Source organism: Asanoa sp. NPDC049573, assembly GCF_040676615.1.
GTDB lineage: Bacteria > Actinomycetota > Actinomycetes > Mycobacteriales > Micromonosporaceae > Asanoa.
In genome coordinates, this window is the sequence record NZ_JBFAPI010000016.1 from 17,408 (window position 1) to 35,831 (window position 18,424).

Genomic DNA, 18,424 nt, shown 5'->3' on the forward strand with positions numbered 1-18,424 from the left:
ATCAACGTGGTTTCAGGTCGCCCACTGCCGCCGTGCCGGCCGCGACCGGGGTGATGCTCGCCGCCGGCAGGGTCACCCGCACCTCGAGGCCGCCGTCTTCCTGCGGCGTCGCGGTCACGCTGCCGCCGTGTGCGTCGCAGACCGCCCGCACGATCGACAGGCCGAGGCCTGAGCCGCGGGCGCCGGTGCGTTCCCGGCCGCCGCGCCGGAACGGCTCGAACAGGCCCGGCACGTCGCCCGCCTCGACCTCGAAGCCGGTGTTGCCGACCACCAGGAACACCTGGTCGCCGTCGGTGCCGGTGCGGGCCCACAGCCGGCCGTGCAGGTGGTTGTAGCGGACCGCGTTCTCCACCAGGTTGCCGGCCAGCCGTTCGAGCAGGCCGGGGTCGCCGACGACCGGCGCCGGCGCCAGGTCGGTGGTGACGTCGAGGCCGAGGCGGTCGACTTCGCGGCGGATCGCCGACATCGCGGCGCGCAGGCTGTCGGCCAGGTCGGTGGGCACCTTGCGGCCCAGCCGGCGGCCGCGCTGCGCCTCGCTGCGTGCGAGCACCAACAGCGCGTCGACCAGGCCGTTGGCCCGTTCGGAGGCGTCGCGCACGACGGTGGCCATCCGCCGGAACTCTTCGTCGTCGGCCTCGTCGTCGGCCAGCGTCACGTCGATCTCGGTGCGCATCACCGCCAGGGGTGTGCGCAACTCGTGCGACGCGTTGGCCACGAAGCGTTTCTGGGCCTCGAACGCCGAGCCGAGCCGGTCGAGCATGGCGTCGAAGGTGCGGGCCAGCTCGGCGATCTCGTCGTCGGCGCCGGTGTAGCGGATCCGCTGGTCGAGCGTCTGCTCGCCGAGCCGGCGCGCGGTCGCGGTGACCTGGTGCAACGGGCGCAGCGCCCGGCCGGCCACCACGTAGGCCGCGGCGATGCCGACCAGGCTGGTCACCAGCAGCGCGAGCAGGCCCTTGAGCAGCAGCTCGCGCGACGCCGCGTCGACCACCTGGGCCTGCCAGGCGGCGGCGTCGATCCGGCGGCCGTCGGCCAGGTCGACGAAGGCGCCGGGCTGGAGCTGGTCGGCCGGGTGGATCGCGTCGCCGACCAGCAGCCAGGCCAACAGGATCAGGACCAGGCCGGTGGCGACCACGACGACGCCGTTGAGCAGGGTGAGCCGCAACCGCAGGGTGGGCCGCGGGCCGCGCTGCCGGGCCGCCGCGTAGACCGTCATGCCGGGTCCCCACTTCGTGGTGACCCGCCCTGCCCGGGCGGGCTCTGCTGATGATGACCTCGCCACGGTTCGGTCATGTGACCAGCTCCCCCGGCATCCGGTAGCCGGCACCGACCACCGTCTCGATCAAGGGCGGCTCGCCCAGCTTCTTGCGCAGCGTCATCACCGTCACCCGGACGGTCGTGGTGAACGGGTCGGTGTTGGCGTCCCAGACCCGCTCCAGCAGCTCTTCGCTCGACACCACCGCGCCGCGCGCCTTGAGCAGCTCTTCGAGCACGCCGAACTCCTTGCGGGTCAGGTCGACGGGCGCGCCGGCCCGGGTGGCCACCCGGCGGGCCGGGTCGAGCACCAGGTCGGCGACCGCGAGCACCGGCGGCGCGGGCGGCGTGGCCCGCCGGCCGAGGGCCCGGACCCGGGCCACCAGCTCGTCGAAGGCGAACGGCTTGGGCAGGTAGTCGTCGGCGCCGAGTTGCAGCCCGTCGACCCGGTCGGCCACGGTGCCGCTGGCGGTCAGCATCAGCACCCGGGTCAGCGCGCCCGAGGAGACCAGGTCGGCACAGATCTGGTCGCCGTGCACGCCGGGCAGGTCGCGGTCGAGCACGACCACGTCGTAACGCGTGACGAACGCCATCTCGTGGCCGGACGTGCCGTCGTAGGCGACGTCGACGGCCAGCCCGTGCCGCCGCAGCCCACGCGCGATCGCGTCGGCGAGATTGCGCTCGTCTTCGACCACCAGCACCCGCACCAGGTCCACCCTGCCTAACACTCCGTAAAACCCGTGTGAGCAAAACTAGCGCTCGGGTCGGACGGCCCAGATCCGCAGTTCGCCCGTCGCCGTGCGGCAGACGATGGCGTTGGCCCCGGACTGGCAGGCCAGCAGCACCTCCGGTGCGGAGCCGAGCGGGCGCAGCACGCCGGACCGGGCGTCCAGCAGGGCGATCACGGTGTCGGTGCCGCCGACCGGGATCCGGATCACCACCGGGTCGCCGCGCGCACCGGTGCGCCAGCCGCGCAGGTCGGCCACCTCGTCACCGGTGTCCGGATCGACCGTGCGGACCGGGCCCAGGCCGCCCGGCACCGGCCCGAGGGCGACCAGCCGGCCGCGCGCCTCGACCAGGTAGCTGGCGTCGCGGGCCCGCCAGCGCAGCCGGCCGCTGACCGGGTCGAGGGCGAGCACGTCACCGTGGCTGCTCACGCAGACCAGCGCCAGGCACCGACCGAGGCCGCCGCCGTCGATGTCGTAGGGCATCCGCCAGCGCACGTCGAGCGTGACCGGGTCGAGTCCGACCAGGCCGGTGCCGCCGTGCTCGGTGAACCAGAGGACCAGCCCGCCGCCCGCGCTGAGCCCGGAGAGCGGCAGCGCGCCGGCGCCCAGCGGGCTGTTCCGGCGCAGCACCGTCCCGCTGCGGGCGTCCCGCAGTTCGACCCGCCCGGAGCGGACGAACAGCGCCAGCCGCCCGGACCCGCCGGCACCGGAGCCGGTGCTGCCGGCGGCCACCGTCGCGCCGCCCTCGCCGCCGCCGACCGCGTTGGCCTCCGACTCGGGCGCGACCCGGGGCGGGATCCGGCCGGCCACCGGTGCCGCGCCACCGACGGCGGCGAAGGTGAACCGCTCCCCCGGCTCGGCCGACCAGAGCTGCCGGCCGGTGGTCAGGTCGAGCGCGCGCAGCCGGGGCGGGTCGGCGCTGCTGGCATACCCGGTGTTGGCGTCGGCGTCGATCACGAGTTCCTCGGGCATCGACCAGAGCAGGTGGCCGGTCGCCGATTCGTACGCGTCGGTCCGCCGGATCCGCCCGGTCGCCTCACCCCCGGACACCAGCAGGACCGGGCCGGCGGTGTCGATCCGGACGATCCGCTCGCCGGTCGGTGCGTACGGCGCGGTCCACAGTTCCTCCCCCGCCGGCAACCCGATCGCCGCCAGCGACCAGGTCTGCGTGCCGGCCCGCCGCACGAGGTAGAGCCGGTCGCCGACGACGGCGTAGGACGAACCGGCCCCGGCCAGCCGGCTGACCGTCTCGGTGAGCGGCGGCACCGGCCGCAGCGAGCCGCCGAGCACCAGGAACACCAGGGCCAGCACCACGACGCAGCCCGCGAACGGCGGCCGCCGGGGCAGGTCGGGCTCGGCCGCTCCGGCCGGCCGGTCGGCGACCGAGCCGAGGTCGATGGTGCCGCCTGGGACCATGTGACCTCCGGCGCGGCGTCAGGGGTGCGGGAGGGTGAAGATCTCGAGTTGGCGGCCGTCGGCGCCGCGGCAGACCAGCGCCGTGTCGCCGAGCCGGCAGTCGCGGCTGCCGGCCGGCAGGGTGCCCAGCGGCCGCGGCGCCGTCGTGGTGCCGCCGCTGGCCACCGCGACCCGTTCGTCGGGGAGCAGCCGGAAGACCAGTTGGTCGTCGCTGCCGCGGACCGGCAGCCAGGGCAGCCCGTCACCGATGGCGAACGCCTGCGCGCCGTCGTCGAGGTCGAGGGTCCAGATCCCGTCGGGGGTACGACCGCACAGGTTGCCGTCGCAGTCGGCCCAGCGGACGTCGTCGGCGCGGTCGGGCCGGCTCCATTCGAGGCCGACGTTGTCGAGGTTGTAGGCGCTGAGCGCGACCCGCTGGCCGGACCGGCCGTCGGGGTGGCGGAGCACGAAGCCGTCGTCGACCAGCCTCGGATTGTCGGGCGCGTAGTCGGCGGGCGGCAGGGTGCCGGTGCCGCGCAGAGCGCCGGTGGTCAGGTCGTGCACCTGGACCAGCCCGGAGTCGAGCACGAAGACGGCTACCGGCGGGTCGCCGGCGACCGTGTGCACGACGGCCGTGGACGGGACCCGCCGGTGCCAGAGCGTGCGCCCGGTGGCCAGGTCGATCGCGTCGATCCGGCCGGACACCCGGCTGCCGGCGCCGCTGGCGCTGCGCACCTCGTCGACGGCGAGGGCCGCACCGGCGCCGGGCACGGTCAGCACGGCGTCGTCGCGGCTCCAGCGCACCTCGCCGGTGGCGGCGTCGATCGCGGTGGTGCCGGTCTGCCGGCGGATCGAGTCGCGGGAGGCCACCAGCACCAGGTCGCCGAGGCGGGTGGCGGACTGCGACATCGCCGCGGGCAACCGGACCTGCCAGCGCTGGGTGCCGCTCGGCAGGGCGTACCCCCGCAGCACGCTCTGCCCCGTGTCGGCGTCGCCGCCGGCCGTGCCACCCGAACCGACCGCGGCCTCGATGCCCTCGGTGCCCGGCGGCGCCGGATCGGCGACGACCAGCAGGTCACCCGCGACCGAGACGCTGGACGCGGGCTCGACCGCAACGGCGGCGGTCGGCCGGAACGGCGGGCTCGCGGTGGCGGCGCCGCCGCAGACCAGCAGCAGGGCGGCCGCCGTGCCGGCCAGCCGCCAGCGACGCCAGCGACGCCGGTGGCCGGCCGCCGGACGCTGGTCTTCGTCGACCGACCCGTGGCCAGTGCCGAGGTCGATCACCACCCAGTCGCCCGGCGGCTCGGCCATGGTGCCGGCCTAACGGCCCTTGGTCGCGTTGTCGCGGGGTGCCGGTGCCGCGGCCTCGGCACCAAGAGACGGCGTCGTGTCGAGGCCGGAGACCCAGCCGGTGACCTCGCGGGCCACGTCTTGCGCGGTGAGGCCGACGTCGGCCAGGATCTCGGCCCGGCTGCCGTGCGGGTGCCACGCGGCCGGCACACCCAGGTCCTTGACGGGGACCCGCACGTCGGCGTCGCGCATGGCCTTGGCCAGGGCGTCGCCGACGCCGCCGTCGCGCACGCCGTCTTCGACGGTGACCACGAGGCGGTGCGCGGCGGCGAGCGTGACGAGTTCGGCCGGCACCGGGCGGACCCAGCGCGGGTCGACGACGGTCACGCCGTAGCCGTGCTCGCCGAGCCGGGTGGCGACCTCGATGCCGAGGTGGCCGAACGCGCCGACGGCGACCAGCAGGACGTCTTTCTGCGGTGCCTCGGTGAGTACGTCGACCGGGCCGACCCGGCGGACGGCCGGCAGGTCGGCGGCGACGGAGCCGGTCGGGAAGCGCACGATGGTCGGCCCGTCGTCGACGGCCAACGCCTCGCGCAACTCCTCGCGCAGCGTGGCGGAGTCGCGGGGCGCGGCGATGCGCAGGCCGGGCACCACACCGAAGACCGACATGTCCCAGATGCCGTAGTGGCTCGGCCCGTCGGGACCGGTGATGCCGGCCCGGTCGAGCACGAAGGTCACCGGCAGCTTGTGCATGGCCACGTCGAGCAGCACCTGGTCGAAGGCCCGGTTGAGGAACGTCGCGTAGACCGCGACCACCGGGTGCAGGCCGCCCATCGCGAGGCCGGCCGCGGAGGTCGCGGCGTGCTGCTCGGCGATGCCGACGTCGTATACCCGGTCGGGGTGCTTGCGGGCCAGCGCGGAGATGCCGGTCGGCTCGGCCATCGCGGCGGTGATGCCGACGACGTCGGGCCGCTCGTCGGCGATCGCGACCAACTCCTCGGCGAACACGTGGGTCCACTTGACACTCGGTGCGGCCAGCAGCTTGCCGGTCTCGACGTCGAACGCGCTGCTCGGGCCGTGCAGGCAGTCGGCGTCGTCTTCCTCGGCGGGGCGGTAGCCGTAGCCCTTGCGGGTCACCGCGTGCACGATGACCGGGCCCCGGAAGTTCTTCGCGCGGCGCAGCGCCGACTCCACGGCGGCGATGTCGTGGCCGTCGACCGGCCCGACGTATTTGATGCCGAGATCCTCGAACATGGCCTGCGGCGCCACGGCATCCTTGATGCCCTTCTTCACCGCGTGCAATACCTCGTAGAGCGGCTTGCCGACCAGCGGCGTCGAGCCGAGCGACTCCTTGACCAGGTCGAGCACCTTCTCGTAGCCGGGGTTGAGCCGCAGCGAGGAGAGGTGGTCGGCCAGGCCGCCGATCGTCGGCGCGTAGGAACGCTGGTTGTCGTTGACGATGATGACCAGCGGGTTGCCCGCGGTCGCGATGTTGTTGAGCGCCTCCCAGCACATGCCGCCGGTCAGGGCGCCGTCGCCGACCACGGCGACGACGCTGCGGTTCTCGCCACGCAGCGCGTAGGCCTTGGCCATGCCGTCGGCGAAGCTCAGTGCGGTCGAGGCGTGCGAGTTTTCGATGAGGTCGTGCTCGCTCTCGGCGCGGCTCGGGTAACCCGAGAGGCCACCACGCTGGCGGAGCAGGTCGAACCCGTCCTGCCGGCCGGTCACGATCTTGTGAACGTAGGCCTGGTGGCCGACGTCGAACAGGAACCGGTCGCGCGGCGAGTCGAAGACCCGGTGCATCGCCAGCGTCAACTCGACGACACCGAGGTTGGGGCCGAGGTGCCCGCCGGTGCGGGACACCTTCGCGACGAGGAAGTCACGGATCTCGGCGGACAGCAGGACGAGGTCGTCGGCCGAGAGCCGTTTGAGGTCCTGCGGGCCGCGGATGGCGGACAACAGACTGGTCCGACCCTCTTCAACGCTCATGACCGGCAAGTGTATCGGTGCGGGCACCTGGCGCACCCCGATCCGAGATCGTCTTCACCGAATCTCCCTTTCCGCAGAGCGTGGACAGCCCGGCGCGATCACGCTGGGTAGCCGCTGTGGACGGTGCGCGCCCGGCCAGCCGCGCTCGGTGACCGCACAGCTAGCCTCCCACTCCCGTACACGGGACCAGTGGCGCGTCGGCGTGGCTGGCCCGACCGATCGGGCGATCGGGTGGACCGATCGGACAAGTCTTGCTGACGGGACCGGGACAGTTTTCCGGCCGCCCGCTGCCGGCGCGCGCCGACGCCGATCTTCAAAACCGCAAGCTATGGCCATGATCGATGGCCGAAACCGAGATCGATAACGACGCCGAACCGCCCGGGTGATAAATAGGACACAAGCGTGAAGAGACGTACGATGGGCGCAGAGTTTCCCTCCCCAAAAGGTATGCCCACATGTCAGATTCCTCGCGCGTTACCGGTAAGTACGCCGCAGGGCAACTGATAGCGCTGATCGTCGTGGCGGTCATCGCGCTGCCGTTGCTCCCGCTGATCCTGCTGGTCATCGGCTGGATCCGACTCCGTGACCGGCGCGTCGCCTCCCGCGCGGCCAGTCGCGAAAAGGAGGGCAGCATCGTCACCGCACCCGCCAGACGAGTCCCCGCACCGCAACGGTGACCCCCGATCGGCCGTCATTTCCGAAAACTAACCCGAAAACAAATCCGGCTCACGATTCCGGTAACAACAACCCGACGCACTCGAGATGGTGCGTCATCGGAAAACAGTCGTAGCCGTGCAGTTCCGCGAGCCGCCAACCCTGCTCCCGGAACGTGCGCACGTCCCGTGCGAACGAGGCGGGATCGCACGCGACGTAACCGACGGCGCGGGCGCCCGACCGGGTCAGCGCGTCGACCACCTTCGCGCCCGCACCCGTGCGCGGCGGATCGAGCACCACCACGTCGACCGGGCCGGCGACCCGGCGGCGGGCCAGCGCGGTCTCCACGCGGGCCGGCACGACCTCGACCCACGGCAGGTCGGCCAGGTTCTCGCGCGCCGCGGCGACACCGTCGGGCGCCGACTCGACCAGCGTCACCCGGCCGCTCGGGCCGACCCGGGTGGCCAGCGCGGCCGCGAACAGGCCGGCGCCGCCGTAGAGGTCCCAGGCCCGTTCCCCGGCCCGCGGCGCGACCAGGTCCAGCACGGCGCCGACCAGTGTCTCCGCCGCCGCCGGGTGCACCTGCCAGAACGTCTCGGCGCCGATCGTCCACGTGCGACCGAGCGCCTCCTCGCGCACGGTCGGCACCGCGTCGGACGCGGGCAGCGGCAGCACCTCGACGTCGCCACCGGACGAGGCCACCGTCTCCACCGCGTCGGCCGTCGGCCAGAGCCGGTCGAGCACCGGGAGCGCCTGGATGGCCGGGTGGGCGATCAGGCACCGGTCGATCGGGACCACCTCGTGCGAGCGGTGCTTGAGCAGCCCGGCCCGGTCGGCCGCGTCGACGGCGTAGCGGACCCGGCTGCGCCAACCGGTCAACTCGCCCGGCAGGGCGGCCACCCGCACGTCGAGCGCGTCGACCTCGGCTTCCGACAGGCGGCCCAGTCGCAGGAGTTGCTCGCGCAGGATCGCCGTCTTCCAGTCACGCTGCGCGGCGGGAGCCACGTGCTGTAGGTCGCAGCCACCGCAGCGACCGGGGCCCGCGTACGGGCAGGGCGGCGCCACCCGGTCCGGCGACGCCTCGAGGATCTCCACCGCGTCGGCCCGCAGGTAGCCACCGTGTACCTCGGTGACGACCGCCGTCACCCGCTCGCCGGGCAGCGCGTGCCGCACGAAGACCACCTGGCCGTCGAGGCGCGCGACGCAGTGCCCGCCGTGTGCCGGCGCGCCGACCGTGAGCGTGACCCGCTCCTCCTCGGCGACCGCCGACCGCTCCGGCGTCACGGCCGGTCCGCCGGCGCCGGCACGCCCTCGTCCGGCGGCTGGGTGGGCGGGGTCACGGGTTGGGCCGGGGCCAGGCCCGACGAGTCGAGCTTGACCGCCCCCCGGGTACGCGGCCCGCGCGCCGGACCGCGGATCAGCGTCGCGTCCAGCCGGTCGAGGTCGCGGGTCTGGCTCGACGCGAGCTGCCACGGCACGCTGGTGACCATCACGCCCGGCTCGAACAGCAGCCGGCCCTTGAGCCGCAACGCGCTCTGGTTGTGCAGGATGTTCTCCCACCAGTGGCCGACGACGTACTCGGGGATGAAGACGGTGACCACGTCGCGCGGCGAGTCCGTGCGGACCCGCTTGACGAAGTCGATGATCGGTCGGGTGATCTCCCGGTAGGGCGAGTCGATGACGGTCAGCGGCACCGGCACCTGGCGCCGCTCCCACTCGGCCTGCACGACCCGGGTGTCCTTGTCGTCGACGTTGACGGTCACCGCGGTCAGCGTGTCGGGCCGGGTGGCCTGGGCATAGGCGACCGCGCGCAGGGTCGGCAGGTGGACCTTGGAGACCAGCACCACGGCATGGTTGCGGGCCGGCAGCATCGGCCGCCCCTCGGCCGGGGCCAGCTCGGCGGCGACCCGGTCGTAGTGCTTGCGGATGGCCAGCATGACCACGTAGATGACCAGCATCGCGGCGATCGCGATCCAGGCGCCGAGCAGGAACTTGGTGATCAGCACGATCACCAGGACGGTGCCGGTGAGGAACGCGCCGAAGGTGTTGATCGCGCGGGCCCGGTGCATCCGGCGCCGCGCCTCGGGATCCCGTTCCCGGGGCAGCAGCCGGTTCCAGTGCCGGATCATGCCGGCCTGCGACAGCGTGAACGAGACGAACACGCCCACGATGTAGAGCTGGATCAGCCGGGTCACCTCGGCCTGGAACGCCACGATCAGCACGCTGGCGCAGACGGCCAGGAAGATGATGCCGTTGGAGAACGCCAGCCGGTCGCCCCGGGTGTGCAACTGGCGGGGCAGATAGCGGTCCTGGGCCAGGATCGAGCCGAGCACCGGGAAGCCGTTGAACGCGGTGTTGGCGGCCAGAAACAGGATCAGCGCCGTGGCGCCGGCCACCACGTATAGCAGGATCGAGCCGTTGCCGAACACGGTCTCGCCGAGCTGGGTGGTGACCGTCTTCTGCACGTAGTCGCCGGCACCGCCGACGATCTGCCGGGCCGGGTCCTCCATGAACTGCAGGTGGGTCAGGCGCGACAGGAAGACGATGCCGACCAGCATGCTGACCGCCACCACGCCGAGCAGCAACAGCGTGGTCGCCGCGTTGCGGCTCTTCGGCGGGCGGAACGCGGGCACGCCGTTGGAGATCGCCTCGACACCGGTCAACGCCGCGGCGCCGGAGGAGAAGGTTCTCAGTAACAGGAACACCATGGCGAAACCGGACACGTCGTGCTCGGCCGCGATGGTCAGCCCGGCGCTGGGCGCCTGCAGGTCGTCGCCGAGCACGAAGATCCGGAAGAACCCGGTCAACAGCATCCCGACGATGATGATCATGAAGCCGTACGTCGGAATGGCGAACGCGGTGCCCGACTCCCGCAGGCCGCGCAGGTTCATGGCGGTGAGCACCACGACCGCGCAGACCGCGACGCCGATCTTGTGCTCGGCCACCCAGGGCACCACCGAGCCGAGGTTGGCCACGCCCGAGGAGACCGACACGGCCACCGTCAGGACGTAGTCGACCAGCAGCGCGCTGGCCACCCCGACGCCGAACTTCGGGCCGAGGTTGACGGTCGCGACCTCGTAGTCGCCGCCGCCGGACGGGTAGGCGTGCACGTTCTGCCGATAGCTCGCGACCACGGTCAGCATGACCACGACGACCGCGAGGGCCACCCAGGGCGACTTGGTGTAGGCCGCGGCGCCGGCGATCGACAGCGTCAGCAGGATCTCGTCGGGCGCGTAGGCGACGCTGGACAGCGCGTCGGACGCGAAGACCGGCAGGGCGATCCGCTTGGGCAGCAACGTGTGCTGCAGCCGGTCGGACCGGAACGGTCGACCGAGCAGCAGGCGCTTCATCACCGAGGTGGGGCGGGCCACAACGGGTAAGGGTACGGCGGCCGGATCGGCCCTGGCACGCGGTGGGCGATCACCTGAGATCTCTTGTCAAGGGGTACGGTCAATCGGCCGCAATCCGCCGTGGAAGGGGTGTCACCGGTGCACGTCGTGATCATGGGATGTGGTCGCGTCGGCTCGACGCTCGCGCACAACCTCGAAGACCGCGGCCACTCGGTGGCCGTCATCGACCAGAACGCCGACGCCTTCCGCCGGCTGGGCCCGGAGTTCCGCGGGATCACGGTCGCCGGGGTCGGTTTCGACCGCGATGTCCTTCGGGAAGCCGGCATCGAGCGGGCCGACGCGTTCGCGGCCGTCTCCAGCGGTGACAACTCCAACATCATCTCGGCCCGGCTGGCCCGCGAGACGTTCGGCGTGACCCGGGTCGCCGCCCGGATCTACGACCAGAAGCGCGCCGAGGTCTACGAGCGGCTCGGCATCCCGACAGTGGCGACGGTCCGATGGACGGCCGACCGGATGATCCGGCACCTGATCCCCGAAGGGCACATCGAGATCTTCCGTGACCCGACCAGCACCGTCTCGATCATCGAGGTGCCGGTGCACAAGGACTGGATCGGTCGCCAACTGCGGGCCCTGGAAGACGCGGTCGGCGTCCGCACCGCCTACCTGATGCGGTTCGGCATCGGCACGCTGCCCACCGCCTCGACCGTGATCCAAGAAGGTGACCAGCTCTTCATGCTGGTCACCGACGACATCGCCACGTCGGTGACCGAGCTCGCCGGCGCCGCGCCGGAAGGGGGGCACTGACCATGCGGGTCGCCATCGCCGGAGCGGGCAACGTGGGCCGCTCGATCGCCGCGGAACTGGTCGGCAACGGCCACGAGGTGATGCTCATCGAACGCTCGCCGCGGATGCTGCGGCCGGAGCGGGTGCCGGCCGCCGAGTGGATCCTGGCCGACGCCTGCGAGCTGGCCAGCCTCGAAGAGTCCAACGTCGCGAGCTGCGACGTGGTCGTCGCGGCGACCGGCGACGACAAGGTCAACCTGGTGGTGTCGCTGCTCGCCAAGACCGAGTTCGCGGTGCCCCGGGTGGTCGCCCGGGTCAACCGGGCCGAGAACGAGTGGCTGTTCACCGAGCAGTGGGGCGTCGACGTGGCGGTGAGCAAGCCCCGCCTGATGGCCGCGCTGGTCGAAGAGGCGGTCACCGTCGGCGACCTGGTCCGGCTGATGACGTTCCGCCAGGGCGAGGCCAACCTGGTGGAGATCACGCTGCCGCCGACCGCGCCCTACGTGGGCCTGCCGGTGCGCAACGTCCCGCTGCCCCGCGACTCGGCGCTGGTCGCCATCCTGCGTGGCCGCCGGGTGCTGGTGCCGACCCCCGACGACCCGCTTGAGGCCGGCGACGAGCTCATCTTCGTCTGCACGGCCGAGGTCGAAGACGCCGTCCGCGCCGTCATCCTGGGCCCGGACGCCGCCGACCGCCGCGCCGTGCGCTAGGCCGCACCCGGCCGACCAGCGTCAGCACGGCCCGCGCAGGGGCGCAGCGGCGCGCCAGGCCGCACCCGGCCGACCAGCACGGCCCGCGCCGGGTGCGCTCCCCGGCTAGCCGGCGGCGGCATACAGCATGTCGCGCAGGCCGGGCAGCCGTTCCCGGTCGGCGCGCCAGACCAGGCGCAGGCTCAGCTCCGGGACCGGCAGGTCGAGCCGCACCAGCCGGCCGGCCCGCAGGCTCTCGTCGACCGCGAACGCGGGCAGCAGCGAGATACCCAGACCCTGCTCGGCCCAGGCCCGCATCGCCGGCACGCCGCCGACCCGGACCCGTTCCGGCCCGGCGCCCAGCACCCGCTCCCCCGCCATCCAGAACGAGCATTCGGGCACGTTGACCAGCAGCCGCTCGGCGGTGAGGTCGGCCGGGGCCAGCGCCTTGCCGGCCAGCGCGTGATCCGGCGCCGCCACCAGCGCCAGCGGCACCGGTTCGAGATCGACGAAGGCCAGCGGCTCGGACGGTGCCGGGAAACCCAGCCCGCCCAGGCCCGCGCCGGAGTCCAGCAGCAGCGCCGCGTCGAGCCGCTCGCCGACCAGGTCGGCCAGCAGTTGCGCCCGGTTGCGGTCGGCGTGCGGCTCGACGGCGAGGTCGGGCCGGCGGGCGGCCAGCCGGGCGACGACACCCGGCACGTGCGAGCCGACCAGGGTCTCCAGCGCGCCCAGCCGCAGCCGCTGTCGCTCGCCGCGCACGTCGAGCCGGGCCTGCTCGGCCTGGTCGAGCAGCCTGCGGGCCCAGCCGCGCAACCGCAGCCCGGCCGGCGTCGGCGTCATGCCGCGCGGGCCGCGCTCGAACAGGGCCACGCCGAGCCCGGCCTCGAGCGTGCGGATCTGCTGGGAGACCGACGAGGGCGCGAGGCCGAGCGCGACGGCCCCGTCGGTCACGGTGCGGTGCAACAAGACGGCTTCGAAGGTACGCAGGTGCTGGAGTTCCACGTGCGGAACGAAGGCTGCCGGCCGTACGGAAATTCCGAAGACCGCGTGCGGCCGGCGCGGTGGAGCGCGCGGTGTGCCGGATCGCACTGTTGCCGGCGTGATCCCATCCGCACTCGCCGGCATCTCGCTCGGCTACTTCATGGTGTTGCTGGACATGACCGTCCTGTCCGTGGCCGAACCCGACCTGGCGACCTCCCTCGGCGCCTCGGTGGCCGGGCTGCAGTGGGCGACCACCGGCTACACAGTGGCGTTCGCGGCGCTGCTGCTGTCAGCGGGGGCGGCCGCCGACCGCTACGGCGCCGACCGGCTGTTCCGGGCCGGCATCGCCGGCTTCACCGTCGCCTCGCTGCTCAGCGCGCTCGCACCGGGGTTGGCGACGCTGGTCGCAGTGCGGGCGGTCGCCGGGGTGGCGGCGGCCGCATGCGTGCCCGCGTCACTGGCCCTGATCGCCCGGCTCTACCCGCGGCCCGCCGACCGGGCCCGCGCCGTGGCGACCTGGGCCGCGGTGAGCGGCACGGCCGTGGCGGCCGGCCCGATCGCCGGCGGCGCCCTGGTCGGCGCCTTCGGCTGGCGGTCGGTGTTCCTGGTCAACGTGCCGATCGGGGTCGCCGTGCTGGTCCTGGTCCGCGGCCCGGACCTGCGGGGCCCGCTCGGCGCCCGGCGGATCGACTGGCCGGCCCAATTGGCCGGGGTGGCGGTGCTGGCGCTGCTCACCGACGCGGTGATCGCGGCCGGGGCACACGCGTGGCGGCACGCCACGTGGTCAGCCGCCGGGCTCGCGGCCGCGCTGGGGACCTTCACAACCCTGGAGCGACGCAGCGCGGCACCGGTGCTCAACCGCGCGCTGCTCGGCTCGGCCGGCGTCCGGGCCGGCCTGCTGGTCGGCGCCGCGGTCAACTTCGCCCTGGCCGGCGCCCTGTTCGTGCTGCCGCTGCTGCTCCAGCAGGACCGGCACCTGAGCCCGCTGGCGACGGGCCTGGCCTTCCTGCCGCTGACCGTCCCGTTCGCCGCCAACCCGCCGGTCACCGCCCGGCTGGTGGCCCGCTTCGGCCCCCGCCCGCCCATCCTGGCCGGCCTGGCCCTGCTGTCTGCCGGCGGCGGACTGCTGGCCGGCACCGTCTTCGCCGGCGGCGGCTACCCGTGGCTGGCGGTTGGCCTGCTGCTGGCCGGGTTTGGGCTTTCGCTGGTGTTGCCGGCGCTGGTCACCGCCGTGGTCGGCAGCGCACCGCCGGACGCGGCCGGCGCGGTCGGCGGCCTACTCAACGCCGTTCGCCAGGTCGGCGCCACACTCGGCGTCGCCTGCACCGGCGCCCTGGTCGGCGCCGGCACCGGCTGGGCCCTGTTACTCCCGCCGGCCTGCGGCGGCCTCGCGTTGCTGGTCTTCGGCCGCGCCCCGCGACCGCGTTGACACACACTCCGCGGCCCGGTCGCGGGACGCTGCGGGGCCGGCGGGTCAGGCGCGTTCGACGGCTACCGGTGGGCGGTCGCGGGTGACGCGGCGGACCACGGCGACGGTCAGCAGGGCCAGCAGCACATAGGGCGGCGTGCCCAGCACCAGCCGGGCGACGCCGAGCAGGTCGTCCTGCTTGTCGTACCAGAGCCAGGCCTGGATGCTGACCTTGACCACCCAGACCACCGCCCAGAGCACGGTCAGCCAGATGAACGTGCGCATCAGCCGGCGGTCTTCGCGCCACTCGGACCGACCGCCCGCCATGATCACAGACCAGCCCCAGCCCACCAGCGGCTGCCGGACCAGGGCGGAGATCACCAGCGCGGCGGCGAAGACGTAGCTCTGGATGATGCCCGGCAGGTAGAAGTCGCGGGCCTCGCCGGTGCGCCAGGCGATCAGCGCGCCCAGCCCGATGCCGAACAGACCGTTGACCGCGTGCCGGATGGGCCGCTTCTGCGCCAGCCGGATGCCGCCGATGACCAGCGCGACACCGATCGAGGCGATCAGCGCCGGGTTGAGCTCCCAGACGATGTTGACCACCACGAAGACCAGCACCGGGATGCTGGACTCGACCAGGCCCCGCCAGCCGCCGAGTTGCTGCGCCACCATCTCCCCGAAGGGCGGCAGCGGCTCCTCGCCGTCGGGGTCACGGGTGGACTCGTCGGCGGCGCGGGGCGAAGAGGTCATCTGGTGGCTTCCAGCTCGTAGTACGGGTTGTAGATGACTTTACGGTCATCTCGGACCGCGACGCGACCACGCGCGGTCAGTTGTCGCCCGGGCTCGATCCCCGCGATGTGCCGGCGCCCCAGCCACACCAGCGTCACCACGTCGCTGCCGTCGTAAAGGTCGGCCTCGAGCGTGGGGAGGTTGGTGCGGGGGGTGTAGACGACGGTCTTGAGGCGCCCGCTCAGCGCGACGAACTGGCCCCGCATGCAGAGCCCGGCCGGCATGCAGCCGGACTTCGCGCTCTCCCGCTGGAGGCTCTCGGCTTCGAGCGTCGCTTCGTCAGCCGTCAGTCGCTGAAGAAAGCGCCGCAGCGACGTGCGGCTCTGGTCGATGGCCATGACCTTCGGCTTCACTCTCCTCGACGCCCCGGCCGGGCGCACGCCCCTTTCAGCGTACGCGTGACGGTCGTCACCCACCTCCCCGCGGCGTGCGGGAATACGCGGCGGGCGCGATCGATGCTCAGCGCGGTCGGGGCGACGGCCGGCGGCGCGGCGCGGGGCCCGGGCCGGACCCGTTGGTCGGCGGCGCGACGGGCGGCGGGGTGGGCTCGGCCTGCTGCTGCTGGACCTGCTCGGTGGCGTCCTTGGGCAGCCGCAGCGGCAGCGGCTCGCGCACCGGCTTGGCCTCCTGGCCGCGGTCGACGACCAGGCCGTGCAGGCACTCGACCAGCACGCCGGCCCGCGTCGGGTCGGTGGCGGCCGGGCCCTGGAAGACACCCCGGACCATCCAGCGGGGCCCGTCGATGCCCAGGAACCGCAGGTCGGTCAGGCCGTCGGCGGTGCGCACCCGGGCCCGCAGCTCGACGCCGTACTCGCCGTCGGTCTCCTCGGCCGCGACGCCCTCGCTGAACAGCGACTTGCGGATCTCGTCGCGCACCTCCTCCCAGATGCCCTCGGAGCGGGGCGCGGCGAAGACGCCGACCTGGAGCGCGTTGTCGCCGTTGACCAGCACGACCTGTTGCACGACGCCGTCGGGGTTGGCCTGCACCCGGATCTCCACGTCGGGCAGGGCCGGGATCTGCAGGCTGCCCAGGTCGAGCCGCTCCACACCGGACGGTGCCTCGGAGATGTCGTAAGGGCCGTGCGACCGGGCCGGCTGGGGCACCTGCGCGCTGCCCCGGGCCGGGCGATCGGACCGGTCGCCGCGGTCACCGCGGGCGTGCCGCCCGGATCCGCCTCGCGAGAACATCAGTCCGCCTGCCTTTCCGAAGATGCCGCCACGCCACCGGTCGAACCGTGCCCGCCCGATCCGCGCACGGACCCGGGGAGTGCCTCGACGACGTGGAAGTGTGCCCGCTCGACGCGCTGCACGACAAGTTGCGCGATGCGGTCGCCCCGGGAGATCTTCGCGGGTGCCACCGGGTCGTGGTTGACCAGGTTGACCAGGATCTCGCCGCGGTAGCCGGCGTCGACGGTGCCGGGCGCGTTGAGCACCGTCACGCCCATCCGGTCGGCCAGGCCGGAGCGGGGGTGCACCAGCCCGACGAAGCCCTCGGGCAGCGCGATCGCGACGCCGGTGGGCACCAGCGCGCGGCCACCGGGCGGGATTTCCACGTCGGCGGCGGCCGACAGGTCGGCGCCCGCGTCACCGGGATGGGCGTACGACGGAAGCGGGAGGTCCGGGTCGAGCTGGCGCACGGCCACCCGGACGGCGGCGTCGGTCACGGTGTCAGCTTTCTGTCTGGGTCCGCGTGGGGGCGGTCCCTCCTATCCTGCCGGGTGCCGAGCGTACGGCGCGCCGTACCCTCGGACATCGTGGCTACCGATGACTACGCCGAGCGGTTACGGCTTCCCTGGTGGCTGTGGCTGTGCGGGTTGGCCGTCGCGACGTTGCTCGCGGTCGAGCTGTGGATGGGCGCCGGCGGTGTCCGGGCCTGGCTCCCGTTCGTGGTGCTGATCCCGCTCACCCTGGCCGGCCTCTGGCGGGCCGGCCGGATCCGGGTCGCGGTCGACGGCGGTGAGCTGCGCGTCGACGACGCGCACATCCCGCTGCGGTTCGTCACCGACGCGGTGCCGCTGGACGCCGCCGGCAAGCGCGAGGTGCTCGGCGTCGGCAGCCACGAGCTGGCGTTCGTGGTGCAGCGGCCGTGGGTGCCCGGTGCGGTGCAGGTGGTCATCGACGACCCGGCCGACCCGACGCCCTACTGGGTGGTCAGCTCGCGCGACCCGGTGCGGCTGGCCGCGGCGATCAGCGCGACTCGCCCTCAATGATCTTGCGCTGACGCTTGCGCAGGTCGTCGATCACCTGGTCGCCGAGTGACTTGGTGGCCCGCCGGTTGAGATAGCTGGCCACGGCGGCGCCGGTCAGGAACGGGCCCAGGGTGGTCAGGTTGCGGCCGAACCTGCGCAGCAGCCGGTCGCGCATCTCCCGGCGGGCGGCGGTGCTGAGCACGGCTCCAATGCCGACACCGGGCACCATCGGGTTGACGCCGCGCTGCTGCGACCAGGCCATCACGAGCGGGATCGCGCGCTGGCCGCCGGTGCCCGGCACCGGTTGCCCGAACACCTCGTGCAGCTCGCCGATCAGCTTGATCTCGATGGCCACCACGGTGACCGTCTCGGCGGCCAGCAGCACCGGCGCGCTGAGCAGGGTGGGCGTCGCCGCCCATTCGATCGCCGCGACGCCGCCGCCGGCCGCGCCCACGCCGGCGGTGGCCCGGCTGGCGTTGCGTACCAGGCGCTCGGCGAGCCGGTCGTCGTCGAGGCCGGGGTGGTGTTTGCGGAGGGTTTCGATGTCGCGGACCGGCACGTAGGGTGCGACGTCGCCGACCGCGTCGGCGATCCACTTGAGGGCCAGGCGGGGCTTGAAGAGGTCGCCGACGCCGCGGGCCCGGACCTGGCCGATCAGCCGGCCGAGCAGCCGGTTGCGCTGCCCGGGTTCGAGGTCTTCGTCGGTGAGCCGGGCGACGGTGTCCCCCAGCTCGGAGTTCGTCGGAGGTTCCGCGGTCGGCGGTTCGGCCTGGGACGATTCCGGACCGGCGGGGTCCGGCTCGTCCGCAGACCGGTCGGCGTGGCTCATCTGTGCCCTCCAGCTCGTGCTTAATTCACGAGTCAAGCAGGTCCGGGCCACGCCCGCAGGTCGAAGTCGGCGGCGGCGACCCGTGCGGGCCGCCGCCCT

Annotated in this window: 18 protein-coding genes; 5 read left to right on the top strand and 13 right to left on the bottom strand. The window is 73.5% G+C overall.

Features of this window, described 5'->3' with window-relative positions; translation table 11 throughout:
• Position 1: 1 nt before the first annotated feature.
• The 5 genes from AB0J74_RS29165 to dxs form a co-directional block, all read right to left on the bottom strand.
• The gene (locus AB0J74_RS29165; protein ID WP_363453535.1) at positions 2–1,213 is read right to left on the bottom strand and encodes a HAMP domain-containing sensor histidine kinase; all 1,212 of its coding nucleotides are present in this window, start codon (positions 1,211–1,213) and stop codon (positions 2–4) included.
• Positions 1,214–1,286: 73 nt separating this feature from the next.
• Positions 1,287–1,958 carry a response regulator transcription factor gene (locus AB0J74_RS29170; RefSeq protein ID WP_363453537.1) on the bottom strand — a complete coding sequence of 224 codons (672 nt, stop codon included), beginning with the start codon at positions 1,956–1,958 and terminating at the stop codon, positions 1,287–1,289.
• Positions 1,959–2,003: 45 nt separating this feature from the next.
• Positions 2,004–3,395, bottom strand: coding sequence for a PQQ-binding-like beta-propeller repeat protein (locus AB0J74_RS29175; RefSeq protein ID WP_363453539.1), 1,392 nt, complete (start codon positions 3,393–3,395; stop codon positions 2,004–2,006).
• Positions 3,396–3,413: 18 nt separating this feature from the next.
• Positions 3,414–4,685, bottom strand: coding sequence for a PQQ-binding-like beta-propeller repeat protein (locus tag AB0J74_RS29180; RefSeq protein WP_363453541.1), 1,272 nt, complete (start codon positions 4,683–4,685; stop codon positions 3,414–3,416).
• Between the two features lie 9 nt (positions 4,686–4,694).
• Positions 4,695–6,653 carry a 1-deoxy-D-xylulose-5-phosphate synthase gene (gene dxs, locus AB0J74_RS29185; protein WP_363453543.1) on the bottom strand — a complete coding sequence of 653 codons (1,959 nt, stop codon included), beginning with the start codon at positions 6,651–6,653 and terminating at the stop codon, positions 4,695–4,697.
• 455 nt (positions 6,654–7,108) lie between these two features.
• Between dxs and AB0J74_RS29190 the strand changes: the two genes are divergently transcribed.
• Positions 7,109–7,330, top strand: coding sequence for a hypothetical protein (locus AB0J74_RS29190; protein WP_363453545.1), 222 nt, complete (start codon positions 7,109–7,111; stop codon positions 7,328–7,330).
• A gap of 49 nt (positions 7,331–7,379) precedes the next feature.
• Here AB0J74_RS29190 and AB0J74_RS29195 read toward each other — a convergent pair whose 3' ends face one another.
• Together AB0J74_RS29195 and AB0J74_RS29200 are read right to left on the bottom strand one after the other, a co-directional pair.
• The gene (locus AB0J74_RS29195; RefSeq protein WP_363453547.1) at positions 7,380–8,591 is read right to left on the bottom strand and encodes a TRAM domain-containing protein; all 1,212 of its coding nucleotides are present in this window, start codon (positions 8,589–8,591) and stop codon (positions 7,380–7,382) included.
• Positions 8,588–10,678, bottom strand: a complete 2,091-nt coding sequence (locus AB0J74_RS29200) for an APC family permease (protein WP_363453549.1) — start codon at positions 10,676–10,678, stop codon at positions 8,588–8,590. The genes AB0J74_RS29195 and AB0J74_RS29200 overlap by 4 nt, the downstream gene beginning before the upstream one ends.
• Positions 10,679–10,795: 117 nt before the next feature.
• On the opposite strand from AB0J74_RS29200, the gene AB0J74_RS29205 reads away from it, so the two are divergent.
• On the top strand, positions 10,796–11,461 hold the full coding sequence (locus AB0J74_RS29205) for a TrkA family potassium uptake protein (protein ID WP_363453551.1): 666 nt from the start codon (positions 10,796–10,798) through the stop codon (positions 11,459–11,461).
• A complete protein-coding gene (locus AB0J74_RS29210) occupies positions 11,458–12,150 on the top strand; it encodes a TrkA family potassium uptake protein (RefSeq protein WP_363453825.1) in 693 nt (230 codons plus the stop codon). The genes AB0J74_RS29205 and AB0J74_RS29210 overlap by 4 nt, the downstream gene beginning before the upstream one ends.
• A gap of 105 nt (positions 12,151–12,255) precedes the next feature.
• Here the strand turns inward: AB0J74_RS29210 and AB0J74_RS29215 are convergent, their stop codons facing one another.
• Positions 12,256–13,131, bottom strand: coding sequence for a LysR family transcriptional regulator (locus tag AB0J74_RS29215; RefSeq protein ID WP_363453553.1), 876 nt, complete (start codon positions 13,129–13,131; stop codon positions 12,256–12,258).
• Between the two features lie 97 nt (positions 13,132–13,228).
• Between AB0J74_RS29215 and AB0J74_RS29220 the strand changes: the two genes are divergently transcribed.
• Positions 13,229–14,539, top strand: a complete 1,311-nt coding sequence (locus AB0J74_RS29220) for an MFS transporter (protein ID WP_363453555.1) — start codon at positions 13,229–13,231, stop codon at positions 14,537–14,539.
• Between the two features lie 45 nt (positions 14,540–14,584).
• Here AB0J74_RS29220 and AB0J74_RS29225 read toward each other — a convergent pair whose 3' ends face one another.
• The 4 genes from AB0J74_RS29225 to dut all read right to left on the bottom strand — a co-directional run bounded on the left by AB0J74_RS29225 (position 14,585) and on the right by dut (position 16,971).
• Positions 14,585–15,268 (bottom strand): DUF3159 domain-containing protein, encoded by a 684-nt coding sequence (locus AB0J74_RS29225; RefSeq protein WP_363453557.1) that lies wholly within the window; start codon positions 15,266–15,268, stop codon positions 14,585–14,587.
• Positions 15,265–15,645: an OB-fold nucleic acid binding domain-containing protein gene (locus AB0J74_RS29230; protein WP_363453559.1), complete on the bottom strand. Its 381-nt coding sequence runs from the start codon at positions 15,643–15,645 to the stop codon at positions 15,265–15,267. The genes AB0J74_RS29225 and AB0J74_RS29230 overlap by 4 nt, the downstream gene beginning before the upstream one ends.
• 121 nt (positions 15,646–15,766) lie before the next feature.
• Complete coding sequence (locus tag AB0J74_RS29235) at positions 15,767–16,498, bottom strand: DUF3710 domain-containing protein (protein WP_363453827.1); 732 nt, start codon at positions 16,496–16,498, stop codon at positions 15,767–15,769.
• Positions 16,495–16,971, bottom strand: coding sequence for a dUTP diphosphatase (gene dut / locus AB0J74_RS29240; RefSeq protein WP_363453561.1), 477 nt, complete (start codon positions 16,969–16,971; stop codon positions 16,495–16,497). Before dut ends, AB0J74_RS29235 begins: the two co-directional genes overlap by 4 nt.
• Before the next feature lie 90 nt (positions 16,972–17,061).
• Between dut and AB0J74_RS29245 the strand changes: the two genes are divergently transcribed.
• Positions 17,062–17,517 (top strand): DUF3093 domain-containing protein, encoded by a 456-nt coding sequence (locus AB0J74_RS29245; protein ID WP_363453563.1) that lies wholly within the window; start codon positions 17,062–17,064, stop codon positions 17,515–17,517.
• On the opposite strand, the gene AB0J74_RS29250 is transcribed toward AB0J74_RS29245, so the two are convergent.
• Positions 17,495–18,325 (bottom strand): hypothetical protein, encoded by an 831-nt coding sequence (locus AB0J74_RS29250; RefSeq protein WP_363453565.1) that lies wholly within the window; start codon positions 18,323–18,325, stop codon positions 17,495–17,497. The genes AB0J74_RS29245 and AB0J74_RS29250 overlap by 23 nt on opposite strands.
• Positions 18,326–18,424: the final 99 nt, after the last annotated feature.

Bases quoted from the DNA above. Each gene is read 5' to 3' on its own strand.
- AB0J74_RS29190 (WP_363453545.1), top strand. From the start codon at position 7,109: ATGTCAGATTCCTCGCGCGTTACCGGTAAGTACGCCGCAGGGCAACTG.
- AB0J74_RS29230 (WP_363453559.1), bottom strand. From the start codon at position 15,645: ATGGCCATCGACCAGAGCCGCACGTCGCTGCGGCGCTTTCTTCAGCGA.
- AB0J74_RS29175 (WP_363453539.1), bottom strand. From the start codon at position 3,395: ATGGTCCCAGGCGGCACCATCGACCTCGGCTCGGTCGCCGACCGGCCG.
- AB0J74_RS29250 (WP_363453565.1), bottom strand. From the start codon at position 18,325: ATGAGCCACGCCGACCGGTCTGCGGACGAGCCGGACCCCGCCGGTCCG.
- AB0J74_RS29165 (WP_363453535.1), bottom strand. From the start codon at position 1,213: ATGACGGTCTACGCGGCGGCCCGGCAGCGCGGCCCGCGGCCCACCCTG.
- dxs (WP_363453543.1), bottom strand. From the start codon at position 6,653: ATGAGCGTTGAAGAGGGTCGGACCAGTCTGTTGTCCGCCATCCGCGGC.
- AB0J74_RS29180 (WP_363453541.1), bottom strand. From the start codon at position 4,685: ATGGCCGAGCCGCCGGGCGACTGGGTGGTGATCGACCTCGGCACTGGC.
- AB0J74_RS29225 (WP_363453557.1), bottom strand. From the start codon at position 15,268: ATGACCTCTTCGCCCCGCGCCGCCGACGAGTCCACCCGTGACCCCGAC.